Here is a 15,276-nt window from a genome sequence, read left to right as displayed (position 1 = left end):
ACATGGCAACTCAACAAACCGTCAAGGTTCAATTGGTCCGCAGCCCCATCGGCACCAAGGAATCGCACCGCGCGACCGTGCGTGGCCTGGGTCTGCGCAAGCTCAACAGCGTGAGCGAGCTGCAGGACACGCCCGCCGTGCGCGGCATGATCAACAAGATCAGTTATCTGGTCAAGGTTCTCTGAGAGGCTCGCAATGCAACTCAACACCATCAAGCCGGCTGACGGCGCCAAGCACGCCAAGCGTCGCGTCGGCCGTGGCATCGGTTCCGGCCTGGGCAAGACTGCCGGTCGCGGTCACAAGGGTCAGAAGTCGCGTTCGGGCGGCTACCACAAGGTTGGCTTCGAAGGCGGCCAGATGCCCATGCATCGTCGCTTGCCCAAGCGCGGCTTCAAGTCGGCCCTGCTGAAGTTCAATGCCGAGGTCACCCTGTCCGCGTTGGACAAACTGGGTGTCGACAGCGTGGACCTGTTGGCACTCAAGCAAGCAGGCCTGGTCGGTGAACTGGCCAAGGTCGTCAAGGTCATCAAGTCCGGCGAGATCAAGAAAGCGGTCAAGCTGAACGGCATCGGTGCCACGGCTGGTGCCAAGGCGGCCATCGAGGCGGCCGGCGGCAGCGTGGCCTGAACGGCACACGAGCGGATTCAACGGATCGACGGAAGAGAGTAAGCAACAGTGGCTACGAACGCGGCTCAGTTGGCAAAGACCGGCAAGTTCGGCGACCTGCGTCGCCGGCTGGTCTTCTTGCTGCTCGCTCTGGTGGTGTACCGCATTGGCGCGCACATCCCGGTGCCTGGCATCAATCCCGATCAGCTGGCCCAGCTTTTCAAGGGTCAGCAAGGCGGCATCCTGAGCTTGTTCAACATGTTCTCGGGTGGCGCGCTGTCTCGCTTCACGGTGTTCGCGCTGGGCATCATGCCCTACATTTCCGCGTCCATCATCCTGCAGCTGCTGACCTATGTGCTGCCCACCTTCGAGCAGTTGAAGAAGGAAGGCGAATCTGGTCGACGCAAGATCACCCAGTACACGCGTTACGCGACGCTGGGTCTGGCAGTGTTCCAGTCGCTGGGCATCGCGATCGCGCTGGAGAGCTCGCCCGGCCTGGTGATTGATCCTGGCATGGGTTTCCGCTTCACCGCGGTCGTGACGCTGACGGCGGGCACCATGTTCCTGATGTGGCTGGGTGAACAGATCACCGAGCGGGGTCTGGGCAATGGCATCTCGATCCTGATCTTCGGCGGTATCGCGGCCGGTCTGCCGGGCGCCATTGGCGGCCTGCTGGAACTTGTGCGCACGGGTTCGATGAGCATCATCGCGGCGCTGTTCATCGTGGCGCTGGTGGTGTTGGTGACCTGGTTCGTCGTGTTCGTCGAGCGAGGTCAGCGCAAGATTCTGGTGAACTATGCGCGCCGTCAGGTCGGCAACAAGGTCTATGGTGGCCAGTCGTCGCACCTGCCGCTGAAGTTGAACATGGCCGGCGTGATTCCGCCCATCTTCGCGTCCAGCATCATCCTGCTGCCCGCCACCGTGGTGAGCTGGTTCAGCAGTGGTGACTCGATGCTGTGGCTCAAGGACATCGCGGCCAGCCTGGCTCCCGGTCAGCCGGTCTACGTGATGTTGTACGCCGCCGCGATCATTTTCTTCTGCTTCTTCTACACGGCGCTGGTGTTCAACAGTCGTGAGACGGCGGACAACCTGAAGAAGGGCGGCGCCTTCATTCCGGGCATCCGTCCGGGTGATCAAACCGCCAAGTACATCGACAAGATTCTGTTGCGCCTGACATTGGCGGGTGCGATCTACATCACCTTCGTCTGCCTGCTGCCTGAATTCCTGATTCTGGAATACAACGTGCCTTTCTATTTCGGCGGCACTTCGCTGCTGATCCTGGTCGTGGTCACGATGGATTTCATGGCGCAGGTTCAGAACTATCTGATGAGCCAGCAGTACGAGTCTCTGTTGAAGAAGGCTAATTTCAAGCCCACGCTGGGTGCATGAGCATGCAACATGGCGAAGGACGATGTAATTCAGATGCAGGGCGAGGTGGTCGAAAACCTGCCGAACGCGACGTTTCGCGTCAAGCTGGAGAACGGCCACATCGTGTTGGGACATATCTCCGGAAAGATGCGGATGCACTACATCCGAATTCTTCCCGGTGACAAGGTAACGGTCGAGTTGACGCCTTACGACTTGACGCGTGCGCGGATCGTGTTCCGCGCCAAATGACGTGATTCGCAAGGCGTAGGCACAGTAGTTTTAGGAGAGCATCATGAGAGTTTCGGCTTCGGTCAAGAAAATTTGCCGCAACTGCAAAATCATCCGCCGCAACGGCGTGGTGCGCGTGATCTGCACGGATCCGCGCCACAAGCAGCGCCAAGGCTGATCGCAAGAGTTTAAGAGGACGAAAATGGCACGTATCGCTGGCATCAACATTCCGCCGCATCAGCATACCGAGATTGGCTTGACCGCCATCTTTGGTATCGGTCGCACCCGCGCCCGCAAGATTTGCGTGGCTTGCGGCATTCCTTTTTCCAAGAAGGTGAAGGACCTGACCGACGCCGACCAGGAAAAAATCCGCGACCAGATTGCCCAGTTCACGATTGAAGGTGACCTGCGCCGCGAAACCACGATGAACATCAAGCGTTTGATGGACATCGGTTGCTATCGTGGCCTGCGCCATCGCCGTGGCCTGCCCATGCGCGGTCAGCGCACGCGCACCAATGCCCGCACTCGCAAGGGTCCGCGCAAGGGCGCCGCGGCATTGAAGAAATAAACCGGCATTGAAAGAACACCATGGCTAAAGCTCCCGCCAATACCGCTGCGCAGCGCGTGCGCAAGAAGGTTCGCAAGAACGTGGCTGACGGTATCGCCCACGTGCATGCTTCCTTCAACAACACCATCATCACGATCACGGATCGTCAGGGCAATGCTTTGTCCTGGGCTTCTTCCGGTGGTCAGGGTTTCAAGGGCTCCCGCAAGTCCACACCGTTCGCCGCCCAGGTGGCGTCCGAAGTGGCGGGTCGCGCGGCCATCGAACAGGGCATCAAGAACCTGGACGTTGAAATCAAGGGCCCTGGCCCCGGCCGTGAATCCTCGGTGCGAGCACTTGCCGCGCTGGGCATCCGGATCAACACGATCGCCGACGTGACGCCCATGCCGCACAACGGCTGCCGTCCGCAGAAACGTCGTCGCATCTGATTTAGGCCGTTCTGGCACCGCTAAGCATTTTTTAACCAAGCCCACCGCCACCCGCATCGCGCGTTGGTGGCTCCCGTAGCTCCAGGCTGCGGCAGTTGAAGAAAAGGACACTCAAGTGGCACGTTACCTCGGCCCCAAGGCCAAACTCTCTCGTCGTGAAGGCACCGACCTGTTCCTGAAGAGCGCCCGTCGCTCCATCAGTGACAAGGCCAAGTTCGATTCCAAGCCCGGCCAGCATGGCCGCATCTCCGGTGCTCGCACGTCCGACTATGGTCTGCAGCTGCGCGAGAAGCAGAAGGTCAAGCGCATGTACGGCGTGCTGGAGCGCCAGTTCCGCCGCTATTTCGAGCAGGCTTCCCAAGGTAAGGGCAATTCCGGCGCCAATCTGCTGAGCCTGCTGGAATCCCGTCTGGACAACGTCGTCTATCGCATGGGTTTCGGTTCCACCCGCGCCGAGGCGCGCCAACTGGTGTCGCACAAGGCGATCACCGTGAATGGTCAGGCCGTCAACATCCCGTCCTACATGGTCCAGGCCGGTGACGTGATCGCTGTCCGCGACAAGTCCAAGAAGCAGAACCGCGTGGTCGAAGCCCTGCAGCTCGCGCAGCAAGTCGGTTTTCCTGCCTGGGTGGAAGTCAACGTGGACAAGGCCGAAGGCGCCTTCAAGAAGGCCCCTGACCGTGATGAGTTTGGATCCGACATCAACGAATCGCTGATCGTTGAGTTGTATTCGCGTTAATCAGCCGAGCATTGAGCAACGTTCCCGCGGGGCCCAGGCCTCGCGGGTGCTTCACCAGCCTTACCGGTGTAACGAGCCGGGGGTATTGACAGGAAGTTTTCATGCAAACCAGTCTGCTGAAACCCAAAACCATCAACGTCGAGCAACTCGGTCTGAATCGCGCCAAAGTTGCGCTGGAGCCGTTCGAGCGTGGCTATGGGCACACGCTGGGCAACGCCCTGCGCCGCGTTCTGCTGTCGTCGATGCCGGGTTACGCGGCCACCGAGGTCACGATCGCCGGCGTTCTGCACGAGTACTCGTCGATTGACGGTGTGCAGGAGGATGTGGTCAACATCCTTCTGAACCTCAAGGGCGTGGTCTTCAAGCTGCACAACCGTGATGAAGTGACGCTCTCCCTGCGCAAGGACGGCGAAGGCGTCGTCACCGCAGGCGATATCCAGACGCCGCACGACGTGGAAATCATCAATCCCGAGCATGTCATCGCCACGCTGTCGGCGGGCGGCAAGCTCGACATGCAGATCAAGGTCGAGAAGGGCCGTGGCTACGTGCCGGGCACCATGCGTCGCCACACGGACGAGCAAAGCAAGTCCATCGGCCGCATCGTCCTAGATGCGTCCTACTCGCCGGTCAAGCGCGTGAGCTACGCGGTTGAAAGCGCCCGCGTCGAGCAGCGCACCGACCTGGACAAGCTGGTCATTGAAATCGAGACCAACGGCACGATCACTGCGGAAGACGCGGTGCGTGCCTCGGCCAAGATTCTGGTCGAGCAACTGGCCGTGTTCGCCCAGCTGGATGGCAGCGAGAAGATCTTTGACGCGCCCTCGCAGCGCAGCGCGGGTCAGTTTGACCCCATCCTGCTGCGTCCGGTCGATGAGCTCGAACTCACGGTGCGCTCGGCCAACTGCCTGAAGGCTGAGAACATCTACTACATCGGCGATCTGATCCAACGTTCCGAGAACGAGTTGCTCAAGACCCCCAATCTGGGTCGCAAGTCGCTCAACGAAATCAAGGAAGTGCTGGCTTCGCGTGGCCTGACTCTGGGCATGAAGCTCGAGAACTGGCCGCCGGCCGCGCTCGAGAAGCGCTGAACTAGAATATCGCCCTCACCACGGGTGAGAGGCGTACCGAAACTGGCCCCCCACGGGGCTGGGTGCACCGGGCAGTACCTGATACGGCTGCCCGTTTTATATAAGGAAAGGAAAGCACCATGCGTCACGGACACGGACTCCGCAAACTCAACCGAACCAGCGAGCACCGCCTTGCGATGCTGCGCAACATGATGAACTCGCTCATCGAGCACGAAGTCATCAAGACCACGGTCCCCAAGGCCAAGGAACTGCGCCGCGTTGTCGAGCCCATGATCACTCTGGCCAAGGAAGCCACGGTGGCCAATCGTCGTCTCGCTTTCGACCGCCTGCGCAGCCGCGACAGCGTGGTCAAGCTGTTCGACGAATTGGGCCCGCGCTTCAAGGCGCGCCCGGGTGGTTACACGCGCATCCTCAAGATGGGTTTCCGCGTGGGGGACAACGCCCCCATGGCGCTGGTGGAATTGGTTGATCGTCCCGCCGGCGCTGAACAAAGTAAGTCGGAATAAGCTATACTCTAAGGCTACCGCGCGATGGAGCAGTCTGGTAGCTCGTTGGGCTCATAACCCAAAGGTCGGAGGTTCAAATCCTCCTCGCGCAACCAAGTCGATCGAAAAGGGCCACGGCAAATGCCGTGGCCCTTTTTTATTTCCGGAACAAATTCACACTTTGTGATTTGCACGCGCCTTGCTTCTCGAGGGTATATTGGCTTCAATCGGACCAGGGGCAATGCCGAGGGAGCGGCAGGTGCGTAAAAGGTAAAAGAACAGACAGACCGGGCCCGCGCATCGATCGCATCCAGCATTGATTGGAGCGGTACGGCCAGATCCTGGCGCGTGCACTCGGAACCGTCATGGGGACATTCCATGCGCGTATCGGTACTCGTCAGCTTGAGCATGGGCCTGGTGATCGCCACCAGTGCGGTTCTGGTCGGGCGTGCCATGATTCCACAGTTGCGGCAGCATGAGCAGGCGCTCAAAGCGCGGGAGGCTGCCCGTCTGATGGACCTGACCTTGCGGACGGCGGTGCGGATCGCGCAGGAGCGCGGTCCCGTCAATGGCATGGTGGGCAGCGACCGGTCGGCGGCCGCGTCGACGGTTGTGGCCTTGCAGCGTGCGCGCGACGAAACGGATGCCGCCCTGCTGGCCACGCAAGGCGCCGTCACCCAGGTGCGGGTCATCGATGTGGACGAGGCCGCCCGCCTGACGCAGGCCTTGCGCAACGCGCGAGGCATGCTGACCCAGGCGCGGGAAAACGTGGATGCCTTGCTGACCCGTCCTCGGGACGGGCGTGCCGACGCCGAAGTCCAGCGTGCGGTACGCAGCCTGATTGAGGTGCCGGACAACCTGGAGCCGGGCATTGCCGAAGTCGAAATGCTGGTCAGTGTGTCCGATCCCGTTCTGTTCCAGTGGACCGCCGTCGCACGCCTGACCACCGCGCTGCACGATTACGCGGGACAGATGGCTTCGGTGTTCACCGCGGCCTTCACGGGCAAGCGACCGCTGACGCCCCAGGAGTTGGCGCGGATCCACTACCTGCGCGGCGCGATCGAGTCGCTGCGGCGCGAGCTGGGACTGCTGCGCGAGCGGCTTGTCGACGAGGGGGGCGATGAAGCGGCCGCCTTCGAGGCCGCCTTGCGGGCGGTGGACGAGTTGTTCATGCAGGAGGGCATGGATCTCTTGCGCAAGCTGGAGACCATTGGTCGCAGCCGTGGCAACTACGGCATGAGCGCGGCCGATCTCGCGGCCGATTACGATCCCCGGGCTGATGCCATCGCCGAGTTGGGGTGGATCGCCATCCAGGCCGTGCAGGCGCGCATCGATACCTTGGACGCGCGCAATCGCCGTGAGCTACTGCTGACGGAAGCGCTGGCGGTCTTCGCGATCCTGCTGGTGCTGGGCATGTATGCGCTCATGCGCACGCGCCTGTCCGTTCCATTGGCGCAGGTCACCGCCGCGTTGAAGCAGATCGCCCTGGGCGACCATGACGTGAATCTGCCCCCGGCGCGTTGGCACGACGAAATTGGCCAAGTGATCGGCGCGCTCGGTACCTTGCGCGAGGCGACTCAGGCGCGTCTTGCAGCCGAGCGGGAGATCAAGAACGCCAAGGAAGAACAGGATGCGATTTTTGATGCCGCGGAGGTCGGCATCGTGCTGTTGCGCAATCGCGTGGTCGTCCGCTGCAGCGCGGGCTTCGAACGCATCTTCGGGGTCGCGCCTGGGGGCATGCTGGGACACTCAACCCGGGAGTGGTATGCCAACGAGCTGGACTACCACGAGATCGGTGACACCGTCTATGCCGAGCTGTCCGAGGACCGTCAGAACCGCCGCGAATTGACCTTGCTTCGTCGCGACGGTAGCCGATTCGAGGCAGTGTTGCGCGGCAGAGCGATCGATCCCAACGAGCTCTCGCGCGGCAGCGTCTGGGTGGTCGCCGACATCACCGAGCGCAAGCGCATGGAAGGTGAATTGCGGGTCGCCCGGGATCGGGCGCAGGAAGCCGCGCACGCCAAGAGCGACTTCCTCGCGAACATGTCGCACGAGATCCGCACGCCGATGAATGCCATCATCGGTTTGAGTCATCTGATGCTCAAGACCGAGCTCAACCAGCGTCAGCACGATTACCTTCGCAAGATCCAGCAAGCGGGGCAGCATCTGCTGGGCGTCATCAATGACATTCTGGATCTGTCGAAAATCGAGGCTGGCAAGCTCGCCATCGAGCACACGGAATTCCAGCTTGACAAGGCCTTGGGCAACGTCGTCAACCTGATCGCGGAAAAAGCCCATGCCAAAGGTCTGGAGCTTATCTTCGACATCGCGCACGACGTGCCGCAGCGGCTGGTCGGTGACTCCTTGCGGCTGGTCCAAATTCTCATCAACTACGCAAACAACGCCGTCAAATTCACCGAGAGCGGCGAAGTCACCGTGCAGATGCGCGTGCGCGAGCGCACGGACCAGGCCCTCCTGCTCTACTGCGCAGTACATGACACCGGTATCGGTCTCAGTCCCGAGCAGCAGGGTCGATTGTTCCAGAGTTTTCAACAGGCTGACAACTCCACCACCCGCGAATACGGGGGCACGGGTCTGGGGTTGTCGATCTCCCGCGAGCTGGCCGAGCGCATGGGAGGAGCGGTGGGCGTCAGCAGCAAGCTGGGGCAGGGCAGTACCTTCTGGTTCACTGCGCGACTGGGCCTCGTCCAGGGTGGCGCGCGTGAGCTGCGGCCCCGCGGGGATTTGCGCGGCCGCTCCGTGCTGGTGGTGGACGACAACAAGGCGGCCTGCCTGGTGCTGAAGGAAATGCTGGAGGGCATGAGCTTCGCGGTGACGACGGTGTCCAGCGGGGTCGAGGCCATCGAGGCCGTCCGCAAACGCAGCGGGCAGGCCAATGCCTTTGCCCTGGTGTTTCTCGACTGGAAGATGCCGGGCATGGATGGCGCGGAAACCGCGCGGCGCATCCATGCCCTGGAACTGACGGACGAGCCCAAAATCGCCATGGTCACGGCCTTTGGTCGCGAGGAGGTTCTGCATCAGATTCAGGACGCTGGCGTGGGGGATGTACTGATCAAGCCCGTCAATCCTTCTGTGCTCTTCGACACGACCGTGCGTTTGCTGGACGACGCGTCTCCCCGTGAATCGGTCATGACCTTCCCGGAGGCCTTGCCCTCCGCGCTGGAGGCTCGCCTGACGTCCCTGCGGGGGGCGCGGCTGCTGATCGTGGAAGACAATGAAATCAACCAGCAGGTCGCGCAGGAATTGCTGACCGGCACAGGTTTCCAGGTTGACATCGCGGACAACGGCAAGATCGCGATCGAGAAGATCACCAAGGCTGATCCTCCCTTCGATCTGGTGCTGATGGACATGCAGATGCCCGTCATGGACGGTGTCACCGCCACCAAGCTGTTGCGCGAGACATGGTCACCGGACCAATTACCCATTGTTGCCATGACGGCCAACGCCATGCAGAACGACCGGGAACTTTGCCTGGCATCGGGCATGCAGGACTTCGTGGCCAAGCCGATCGAGCCCGACGACCTTTGGCGGGCCTTGCTGCGCTGGGTGCCGGCGCGTTCGGCCATCTCCGAAAGGGACGCGCACGCCAGTCCGCCGTCGGAAGGCGTGAGAGAGATGGTTACGCCCTCGGCCATGGCACCGGTCGGCTCGCCGGAGCCGACGCGTCGACTTGGTATGCCCACCACCGCTTCGGCCATGCCGGTGGCGGCTCTCCAGGGACTTTCAGACATCGCGGGATTGGACACGGCGACCGGCTTGCGGCGCGTGATGCACCGGGTCGATCGCTACATGGCCCTGTTGCGCAAGTTTCTGGAAGGCCAGCAAGACCTGGCTGAGGCATTGCAGCAGGCGCTGGACACGCAGGACATGGATGCCGCCATGCGCCTCGCGCACACGCTCAAGGGGGTGTCTGGCAATGTGGGGGCGGTGCAGGTGCAGGCCGCGGCCTCTACCCTGGAACAGGCTTTGCGCGAGCGCCGTGCCGAGGCCGAACTTCGCACCTGCCTGGTCGATCTGTGCGGCGTGCTGCATCCCTTGCTGGAGGGCTTGCGCACGCATCTACCACGTGACCACGCCGTGCCGCGTTCCGAGACCGTGGTGGACGAAATCAGGTTGCACGAGATCATCCTGCAACTGCGCCGTCTGCTGACCGATTTGGACGCCGAGGCGCTGGAGCTCGCGGAGCGCGAGGCGGGCCTGCTCGGCGCCGCACTCGGGGCAGCTTCGAGTCCTGGAATACCGCGCTGAAGAGCTACGACTTCGATGCCGCGCTGAGGCATCTGGACCTGGCCACGGCGAACAAGAAGAGGGAGACGGCATGACATCGAGCGCGTTGAAAGCCATGCTGAGTGACCCGAAGGCAGGGGCCGGGTCGGCAGCCCATGCCGACCCGGCCGCGCAGAAAAAGACCATTCTGGTCGTGGACGACACAGCGGACAATCTGTCCCTGCTCGCTGGTCTTCTCAAGGATGTCTACCGGGTCAGGTTGGCCAACAGCGGCGAGAAGGCGCTGGCCGCCCTGGCTTCGGGCGATGATTTGCCCGATCTGATCCTGCTCGACGTGATGATGCCGGGGATGTCCGGCTACGAGGTCTGCGAGCGCCTCAAAGGTGACGCACGCACCCAGGCGATCCCCGTTATTTTCCTCACCGGCATGAGCAGCGTGGAGGACGAGAGCAAAGGCCTGGCATTGGGCGCCGCGGACTACATCACCAAGCCCGTGAGCCCGCCCATCCTGCTGGCGCGGGTTCAGACTCAACTGCTGATGCGCGATGCCCTGGGACTGCTGGAGGCGCAGAACATTCAGCTGGGTGACCAAGTGAGGCGCACCGGCTTGGCGTTGGGTGAGGCGCGCGCCAAGCTGGCCAAGCTGGTGGAAATCGGCATCGCGCTTGGCCGCGACACCGATCGCCAGGCCCTGATGCAGCGCGCGATGCTGGGCGCGCGTGACATCGCCAACTGCGAGGCGGTTTCCCTGTTCATGCGCACATCGGAGAACACACTGCGCATCGCCTTCAGCACGCACGAGCGTCTGGAAGCCGGCAGCGCGGAACTGCCACTGGAACCACCCCGCATCGGGGAGGGTAGCGATGGGCGAGACCGGGTCGCGCAGCGGGTCGCCCGCACGGGAGCCACCGTGGTCGTCAATGACGCCCGCCTGGCTTCCGCGAACGGCCTGGATCTGGACCCGCTGCGGCGCCTGGCCGAAGCCGCCGGGCTCTCGCCGCTGTCGGTGCTCGGCGTACCACTCAAACCGAGAGATGGCAAGGTGATCGGTGTCATTCTGATGATCAATGCGCAGGACTCTCGCACCGGCGTGATCTGCCCGTTCGACCCGGAGATCATCGGCTTCACCGAGGCGCTGGCGGCCCAGACCGCGGTGGCGCTGGAGAACCATGAATTGCTCGACGCGCAGAAGAATCTGACGGACTCGATGATCCAGATGCTGGCGGGCGCCATCGACACCAAGAGTCCGTACACCGGTGGCCATTGCGCGCGCGTGCCCGAGCTGGCGTTCATGCTGGCCGAGGAAGCCGAGCGCGTGCGGGAAGGGCCTCTTGCCGATTTCGCCTTCAAGAGCGAGCAGGAATGGCGCGAGTTCCGCATCGGCGCCTGGTTGCATGACTGCGGCAAGATCACGACGCCCGAATACGTGGTGGACAAGGCGACCAAGCTGGAGACCATCGTCAATCGCATCCATGAAATACGAACGCGGTTTGAAATCCTGCTGCGCGATGCCAAGGTGCAGGAACTCCAGGCCCTGCTCGCCGGCACGCCTGCCGAGCAGGCGCGCGGCGAGTTCGAGGCCCGCAAGGCACAGTTGCTGGAAGACTTCACTTTTGTCGCCGATTGCAATCTAGGCAGCGAGAGCATGGACGAGGCGCACGTCGTCCGATTGCGCAAGATTGCGCAAGAGACCTGGCTGCGTCATTTCGACGACCGCCTTGGGCTGTCGCACGAAGAGTTGCGGCTACACGAAAAAACAGCGCGGGCGACCTTGCCCGTGCGTGAACAGCTGTTGGCCGACCAACCTCACCACCTGATCGAACGCCAGAAGACGGACGAAGAGGGGGATTTCAAGCTGAAGCCTCCGCCCTACCTATACAACCGTGGCGAGCTCTACAACCTGTCCATCCAGCGCGGAACCCTGAATGCCGAGGAGCGTTTCAAAATCAATGAGCACATCATCCAGACGATCCGCATGCTGGAGCGCATGCCGCTGCCCGATGATCTCAAGCGTGTTCCCGAGTACGCGGGCACGCACCACGAAACGCTGACGGGCTCAGGTTATCCGCGCGGACTGAGCGCCGCACAACTGTCGACTCCGGCCCGCATCATGGCCATCGCCGACATCTTCGAGGCCTTGACCGCGAGGGATCGTCCCTATCAGAAGGCCAAGTCGCTGTCGAAGGCGGTGGAGATCCTGCACCAGTTCAAGCGCAAGGGTCACATCGACCCGGTGCTGTTCGACCTCTTCCTGAGTTCCGGGGTCTACCTGACCTACGCGCGTCGCTACCTGGACCCGGCGCAGATCGACGCCGTAGACATCCGCAATTACCTCGGCTAAGCCCGCTGCCCCCCGGGATCGCTCGCCAGAGTCGCTCGGGGGCAGTGGACGGTGTCTTTTCCAGGGATGTCTTAAGGGTTAGTACCGATCATTCAGGCATGGGCATGGGGAAATTTAATCGTTATATTCGTAATAACAAATATAAGGAACCATAGGGTGAAACCTAACGATCCCATCCAGCCCGGCGGACGTCTTCGGAAAGCGCCGGAGAACTTCATCAACCCCGAAGGCGTCGCGCAAGTCATGCGTGAGGCCAAGGAAGGGCGGCGTGACTTCGTGCGCGGTGCATTCGCCGCGGCGCTGGCCGGTGCCGCCGCGCCAGCGTCTTGGGCCCAGACCTCCGTCGGGGATCCGGCGATCCTGGACCTGCCGCCGCACAGCACCGGCCTGGGCCAGGCTGTGGTGACCGATGGTTACGGCAAGCCCTCGCAATACGAACGCAATGTCCAGCGGCGCCCGAGCCCAGGTCTGACCCAGACCACGCAGGCCTCGGTGTCCTTCGCGCCACTGCAAAGCCTGTTCGGCATCGTCACGCCCAGTGGCCTGCATTTTGAACGCCATCACCAGGGTTGGTGGGATATTGATCCGTCCAAGCACCGTCTGATGCTCAATGGCTCGGACGAGAAGATGCTCAAGAAGCCCATGGTCTTCACCATGGACGAGATCATGCGCCTGCCTTCGGTGAGTCGTTTCCACTTCATCGAGTGTGGAGCCAATACCGGCATGGAGTGGGGCAACGTGGCCGTGCCCACCTGCCAGTACACCCACGGCATGCTCAGCTGCAGCGAATTCACCGGCGTGCCGCTCAAGGTCTTGCTCGACATGGCGGGTGCTGACTACAAGCGTGGCCGTTATGTGCTGGCCGAAGGAGCCGACGGCTCCAGCATGACGCGCACGATCCCGATGGAACTGATCGAAAGCGGCGAAGTGCTCGTGGCTTACGGCCAGAACGGCGAAATGCTGCGTCCCGAGCAGGGCTACCCCCTGCGCTTGGTCGTGCCCGGCGTGCAGGGTGTGAGCTGGGTCAAGTACCTGCGTCGTATCGAGGTCGGTGATCAGCCTTATGGCGCCAAGGACGAGGCGGTGCACTACGTAGACCTGATGCCGGATGGCCGACACCGCCAGTACAGCAGCACGCAGGAATGCAAGAGCGTCATCACCACGCCGTCGGGCGGGCAGGTGCTGCTGGACCGGGGCTATTACCAAATCAGCGGCCTGGCCTGGTCGGGCCGCGGCAAGGTCAGCCGGGTCGATGTCTCGGTGGACGGGGGGCGCAACTGGAAGACAGCGCGCCTACAGGAACCGGTGATGAGCAAATGCCTGACGCGCTTCAGCATCGACTGGGTGTGGGACGGCAAGCCTGCTCTGGTGCAGAGTCGCGCCATGGATGAAACGGGTTATGTGCAGCCCAACTTCCGGCAGCTGCGCGCCGTGCGGGGCACGCGCTCCATCTATCACAACAACGCGATCCAGACCTGGCTCGTGCAGGAAAGCGGTGAGGTGAAGAATGTCCAGTTGTCGTGATCTTGCCCGCTTGTGCGTGGTGTTGTGCTTGAGCGCGGCGGGCGTCCTGGCTTGGGCGCAGCAGCCGAGCTACCCGGGTCTGGGCCGGACCGCGACGCCGCAGGAGGTGCGCGCCTGGGACATCGATGTGCGTCCTGACTTCAAGGGCCTGCCCAAGGGCACTGGCTCGGTCAGCCAGGGCCAGGACGTGTGGGAGGCCAAATGCGCGTCCTGCCATGGCGTCTTCGGCGAGAGCAACCAGGTCTTCAATCCCCTGGTCGGCGGCACGAATGCCCAGGATGTCGCGCGCGGACGCGTCGCCCGCCTGACCGATACCGGTTTCCCCGGCCGTACCACCTTGATGAAGGTGCCTACCGTGTCCACGCTGTGGGACTACATCAACCGCGCCATGCCCTGGAACGCGCCCAAGACCTTGAAGACCGACGAGGTGTACGCCCTGGTCGCCTTCTTGCTCAACCTGGGTGACGTGGTGCCCGCCGATTTCGTGCTGTCCGATGCCAACATCGCCGAAGTTCAAAAGCGCATGCCCAACCGCGATGGCATGACCACCGACCATGGCCTGTGGCCCGGCAAGGGCCTGGGCAATGGCGGTATGCCAGACGTGAAGGCCGTGGCCTGCATGAAAGACTGCGTGCCCGAGCCCAAGGTGGCCTCGCTGCTGCCCGATTTCGCGCGCAACAACCATGGCAACCTTGCCGAGCAGCAGCGTGGCGTCGGTCCCCAGCGCGGCGCGGACACCACGCAGCCGGCGTCCGCGGCCTCCGGGCCGCCAGCCAAGCCCGCTGCCAGCACGACGGCGCAGGCGTCCGGGGCCGCATCGGCCGCAACCGTGGCCACCGTGAAGTCCGGTGCGCAGGTGCTGGCCCTGGCGCAGAAATACACCTGCACGGCCTGTCACGGTACAGACAACAAGATCGTCGGGCCCAGCTTCAAGGACGTCGCGGCCAAGTACGCGAAGCGGACCGATGCCAAGACTTATCTGGCGGGCAAGATCCGCGCGGGTGGCCAGGGCGTGTGGGGACCGATACCTATGCCCGCGCAGACCTTGCCGGACGCAGATCTCCAAGCCATCGCCGCGTGGTTGGCTTCCGGGGCACCCAGGTAAGGTCAGGTCAGGGTATTCACCCGTGAGGTGGCAAATCTCACTAAATTAACATATACGAATAAAGGAGTTGAACGATGCTGACACGCAGAGAAGCCATCACCCGCTCGGCCGCGCTCGTCGCGCTGATGGGCAGCGCCGGCCTGTTGCCCCAGGCGGCACAGGCAGCCTGGGAAAAAAGCGCCTTTGATGCCAAGAATCTGACCGAAGTGCTCAAGGCCTTGGGCGCCGGGGCGCCGGCAGAGAGTGCCGAGGTCTCGTTGACCGCCCCGGATATTGCCGAGAACGGCGCTGTCGTGCCGGTGGGCATTGCCACGAACCTGGCCGGCGTCAAGCGCATGCTGGTGCTGGTCGAGAAGAACCCCAACCTGCTGTCGGCGATCTACGAGGTCAGCCCGAGCGTCGAAGCCAACTTCTCCACGCGCGTGAAGATGGGACAGTCCTCCGACGTCTACGCTGTCGCGCTGATGGGCGATGGCCGCACGCTGTACGCGCGCAAGGAAGTCAAGGTCACGCTGGGCGGCTGCGGCGGCTGAAGCGGTAAATCACACACA

General features: G+C 62.7%; 15 protein-coding genes and 1 tRNA gene. All 16 read left to right on the top strand.

Features of this window, described 5'->3' with window-relative positions:
- Window positions 1-2: 2 nt before the first annotated feature.
- The 16 genes from rpmD to soxY all read left to right on the top strand — a co-directional run bounded on the left by rpmD (window position 3) and on the right by soxY (window position 15,258).
- Window positions 3-185: a 50S ribosomal protein L30 gene (gene rpmD, locus DW355_RS01415; protein WP_006297873.1), complete on the top strand. Its 183-nt coding sequence runs from the start codon at window positions 3-5 to the stop codon at window positions 183-185.
- 10 nt (window positions 186-195) lie between these two features.
- Window positions 196-627 carry a 50S ribosomal protein L15 gene (rplO, locus tag DW355_RS01410; RefSeq protein ID WP_131277379.1) on the top strand — a complete coding sequence of 144 codons (432 nt, stop codon included), beginning with the start codon at window positions 196-198 and terminating at the stop codon, window positions 625-627.
- 48 nt (window positions 628-675) lie between these two features.
- Entirely contained in the window at window positions 676-1,995 is a 1,320-nt protein-coding gene (gene secY, locus DW355_RS01405) for a preprotein translocase subunit SecY (protein ID WP_131277376.1), read from the top strand.
- Between the two features lie 9 nt (window positions 1,996-2,004).
- Window positions 2,005-2,223: a translation initiation factor IF-1 gene (gene infA / locus DW355_RS01400; protein ID WP_006297869.1), complete on the top strand. Its 219-nt coding sequence runs from the start codon at window positions 2,005-2,007 to the stop codon at window positions 2,221-2,223.
- Window positions 2,224-2,266: 43 nt separating this feature from the next.
- On the top strand, window positions 2,267-2,380 hold the full coding sequence (gene rpmJ, locus DW355_RS01395) for a 50S ribosomal protein L36 (RefSeq protein WP_006297867.1): 114 nt from the start codon (window positions 2,267-2,269) through the stop codon (window positions 2,378-2,380).
- Between the two features lie 24 nt (window positions 2,381-2,404).
- On the top strand, window positions 2,405-2,770 hold the full coding sequence (gene rpsM, locus DW355_RS01390; RefSeq protein WP_131277373.1) for a 30S ribosomal protein S13: 366 nt from the start codon (window positions 2,405-2,407) through the stop codon (window positions 2,768-2,770).
- 20 nt (window positions 2,771-2,790) lie between these two features.
- Entirely contained in the window at window positions 2,791-3,195 is a 405-nt protein-coding gene (rpsK, locus tag DW355_RS01385; RefSeq protein WP_035610272.1) for a 30S ribosomal protein S11, read from the top strand.
- A gap of 115 nt (window positions 3,196-3,310) precedes the next feature.
- Window positions 3,311-3,934 carry a 30S ribosomal protein S4 gene (rpsD, locus tag DW355_RS01380; protein WP_131277370.1) on the top strand — a complete coding sequence of 208 codons (624 nt, stop codon included), beginning with the start codon at window positions 3,311-3,313 and terminating at the stop codon, window positions 3,932-3,934.
- A 101-nt stretch (window positions 3,935-4,035) separates the two neighbouring features.
- Window positions 4,036-5,022, top strand: coding sequence for a DNA-directed RNA polymerase subunit alpha (locus tag DW355_RS01375; protein WP_131277368.1), 987 nt, complete (start codon window positions 4,036-4,038; stop codon window positions 5,020-5,022).
- A 119-nt stretch (window positions 5,023-5,141) separates the two neighbouring features.
- A complete protein-coding gene (rplQ, locus tag DW355_RS01370) occupies window positions 5,142-5,528 on the top strand; it encodes a 50S ribosomal protein L17 (protein WP_131277365.1) in 387 nt (128 codons plus the stop codon).
- An 18-nt stretch (window positions 5,529-5,546) separates the two neighbouring features.
- Window positions 5,547-5,623, top strand: a tRNA-Met gene (locus tag DW355_RS01365).
- A gap of 262 nt (window positions 5,624-5,885) precedes the next feature.
- Complete coding sequence (locus DW355_RS01360; RefSeq protein ID WP_131277362.1) at window positions 5,886-9,776, top strand: response regulator; 3,891 nt, start codon at window positions 5,886-5,888, stop codon at window positions 9,774-9,776.
- A 70-nt stretch (window positions 9,777-9,846) separates the two neighbouring features.
- A complete protein-coding gene (locus tag DW355_RS01355; RefSeq protein WP_347562738.1) occupies window positions 9,847-12,096 on the top strand; it encodes an HD domain-containing phosphohydrolase in 2,250 nt (749 codons plus the stop codon).
- Window positions 12,097-12,339: 243 nt separating this feature from the next.
- Window positions 12,340-13,620 carry a sulfite dehydrogenase gene (gene soxC, locus DW355_RS01350; RefSeq protein ID WP_131282135.1) on the top strand — a complete coding sequence of 427 codons (1,281 nt, stop codon included), beginning with the start codon at window positions 12,340-12,342 and terminating at the stop codon, window positions 13,618-13,620.
- Complete coding sequence (locus tag DW355_RS01345; protein ID WP_131277359.1) at window positions 13,604-14,725, top strand: c-type cytochrome; 1,122 nt, start codon at window positions 13,604-13,606, stop codon at window positions 14,723-14,725. Before soxC ends, DW355_RS01345 begins: the two co-directional genes overlap by 17 nt.
- A gap of 74 nt (window positions 14,726-14,799) precedes the next feature.
- A complete protein-coding gene (gene soxY / locus DW355_RS01340) occupies window positions 14,800-15,258 on the top strand; it encodes a thiosulfate oxidation carrier protein SoxY (protein ID WP_131277356.1) in 459 nt (152 codons plus the stop codon).
- Window positions 15,259-15,276 lie beyond the last annotated feature (18 nt).

This window comes from Hylemonella gracilis (assembly GCF_004328645.1).
Taxonomy (GTDB): Bacteria; Pseudomonadota; Gammaproteobacteria; order Burkholderiales; family Burkholderiaceae_C; genus Hylemonella; species Hylemonella gracilis_B.
Note: the sequence above shows the minus strand (reverse complement) of the source record. Positions and strands in the feature narration are given on the sequence as shown.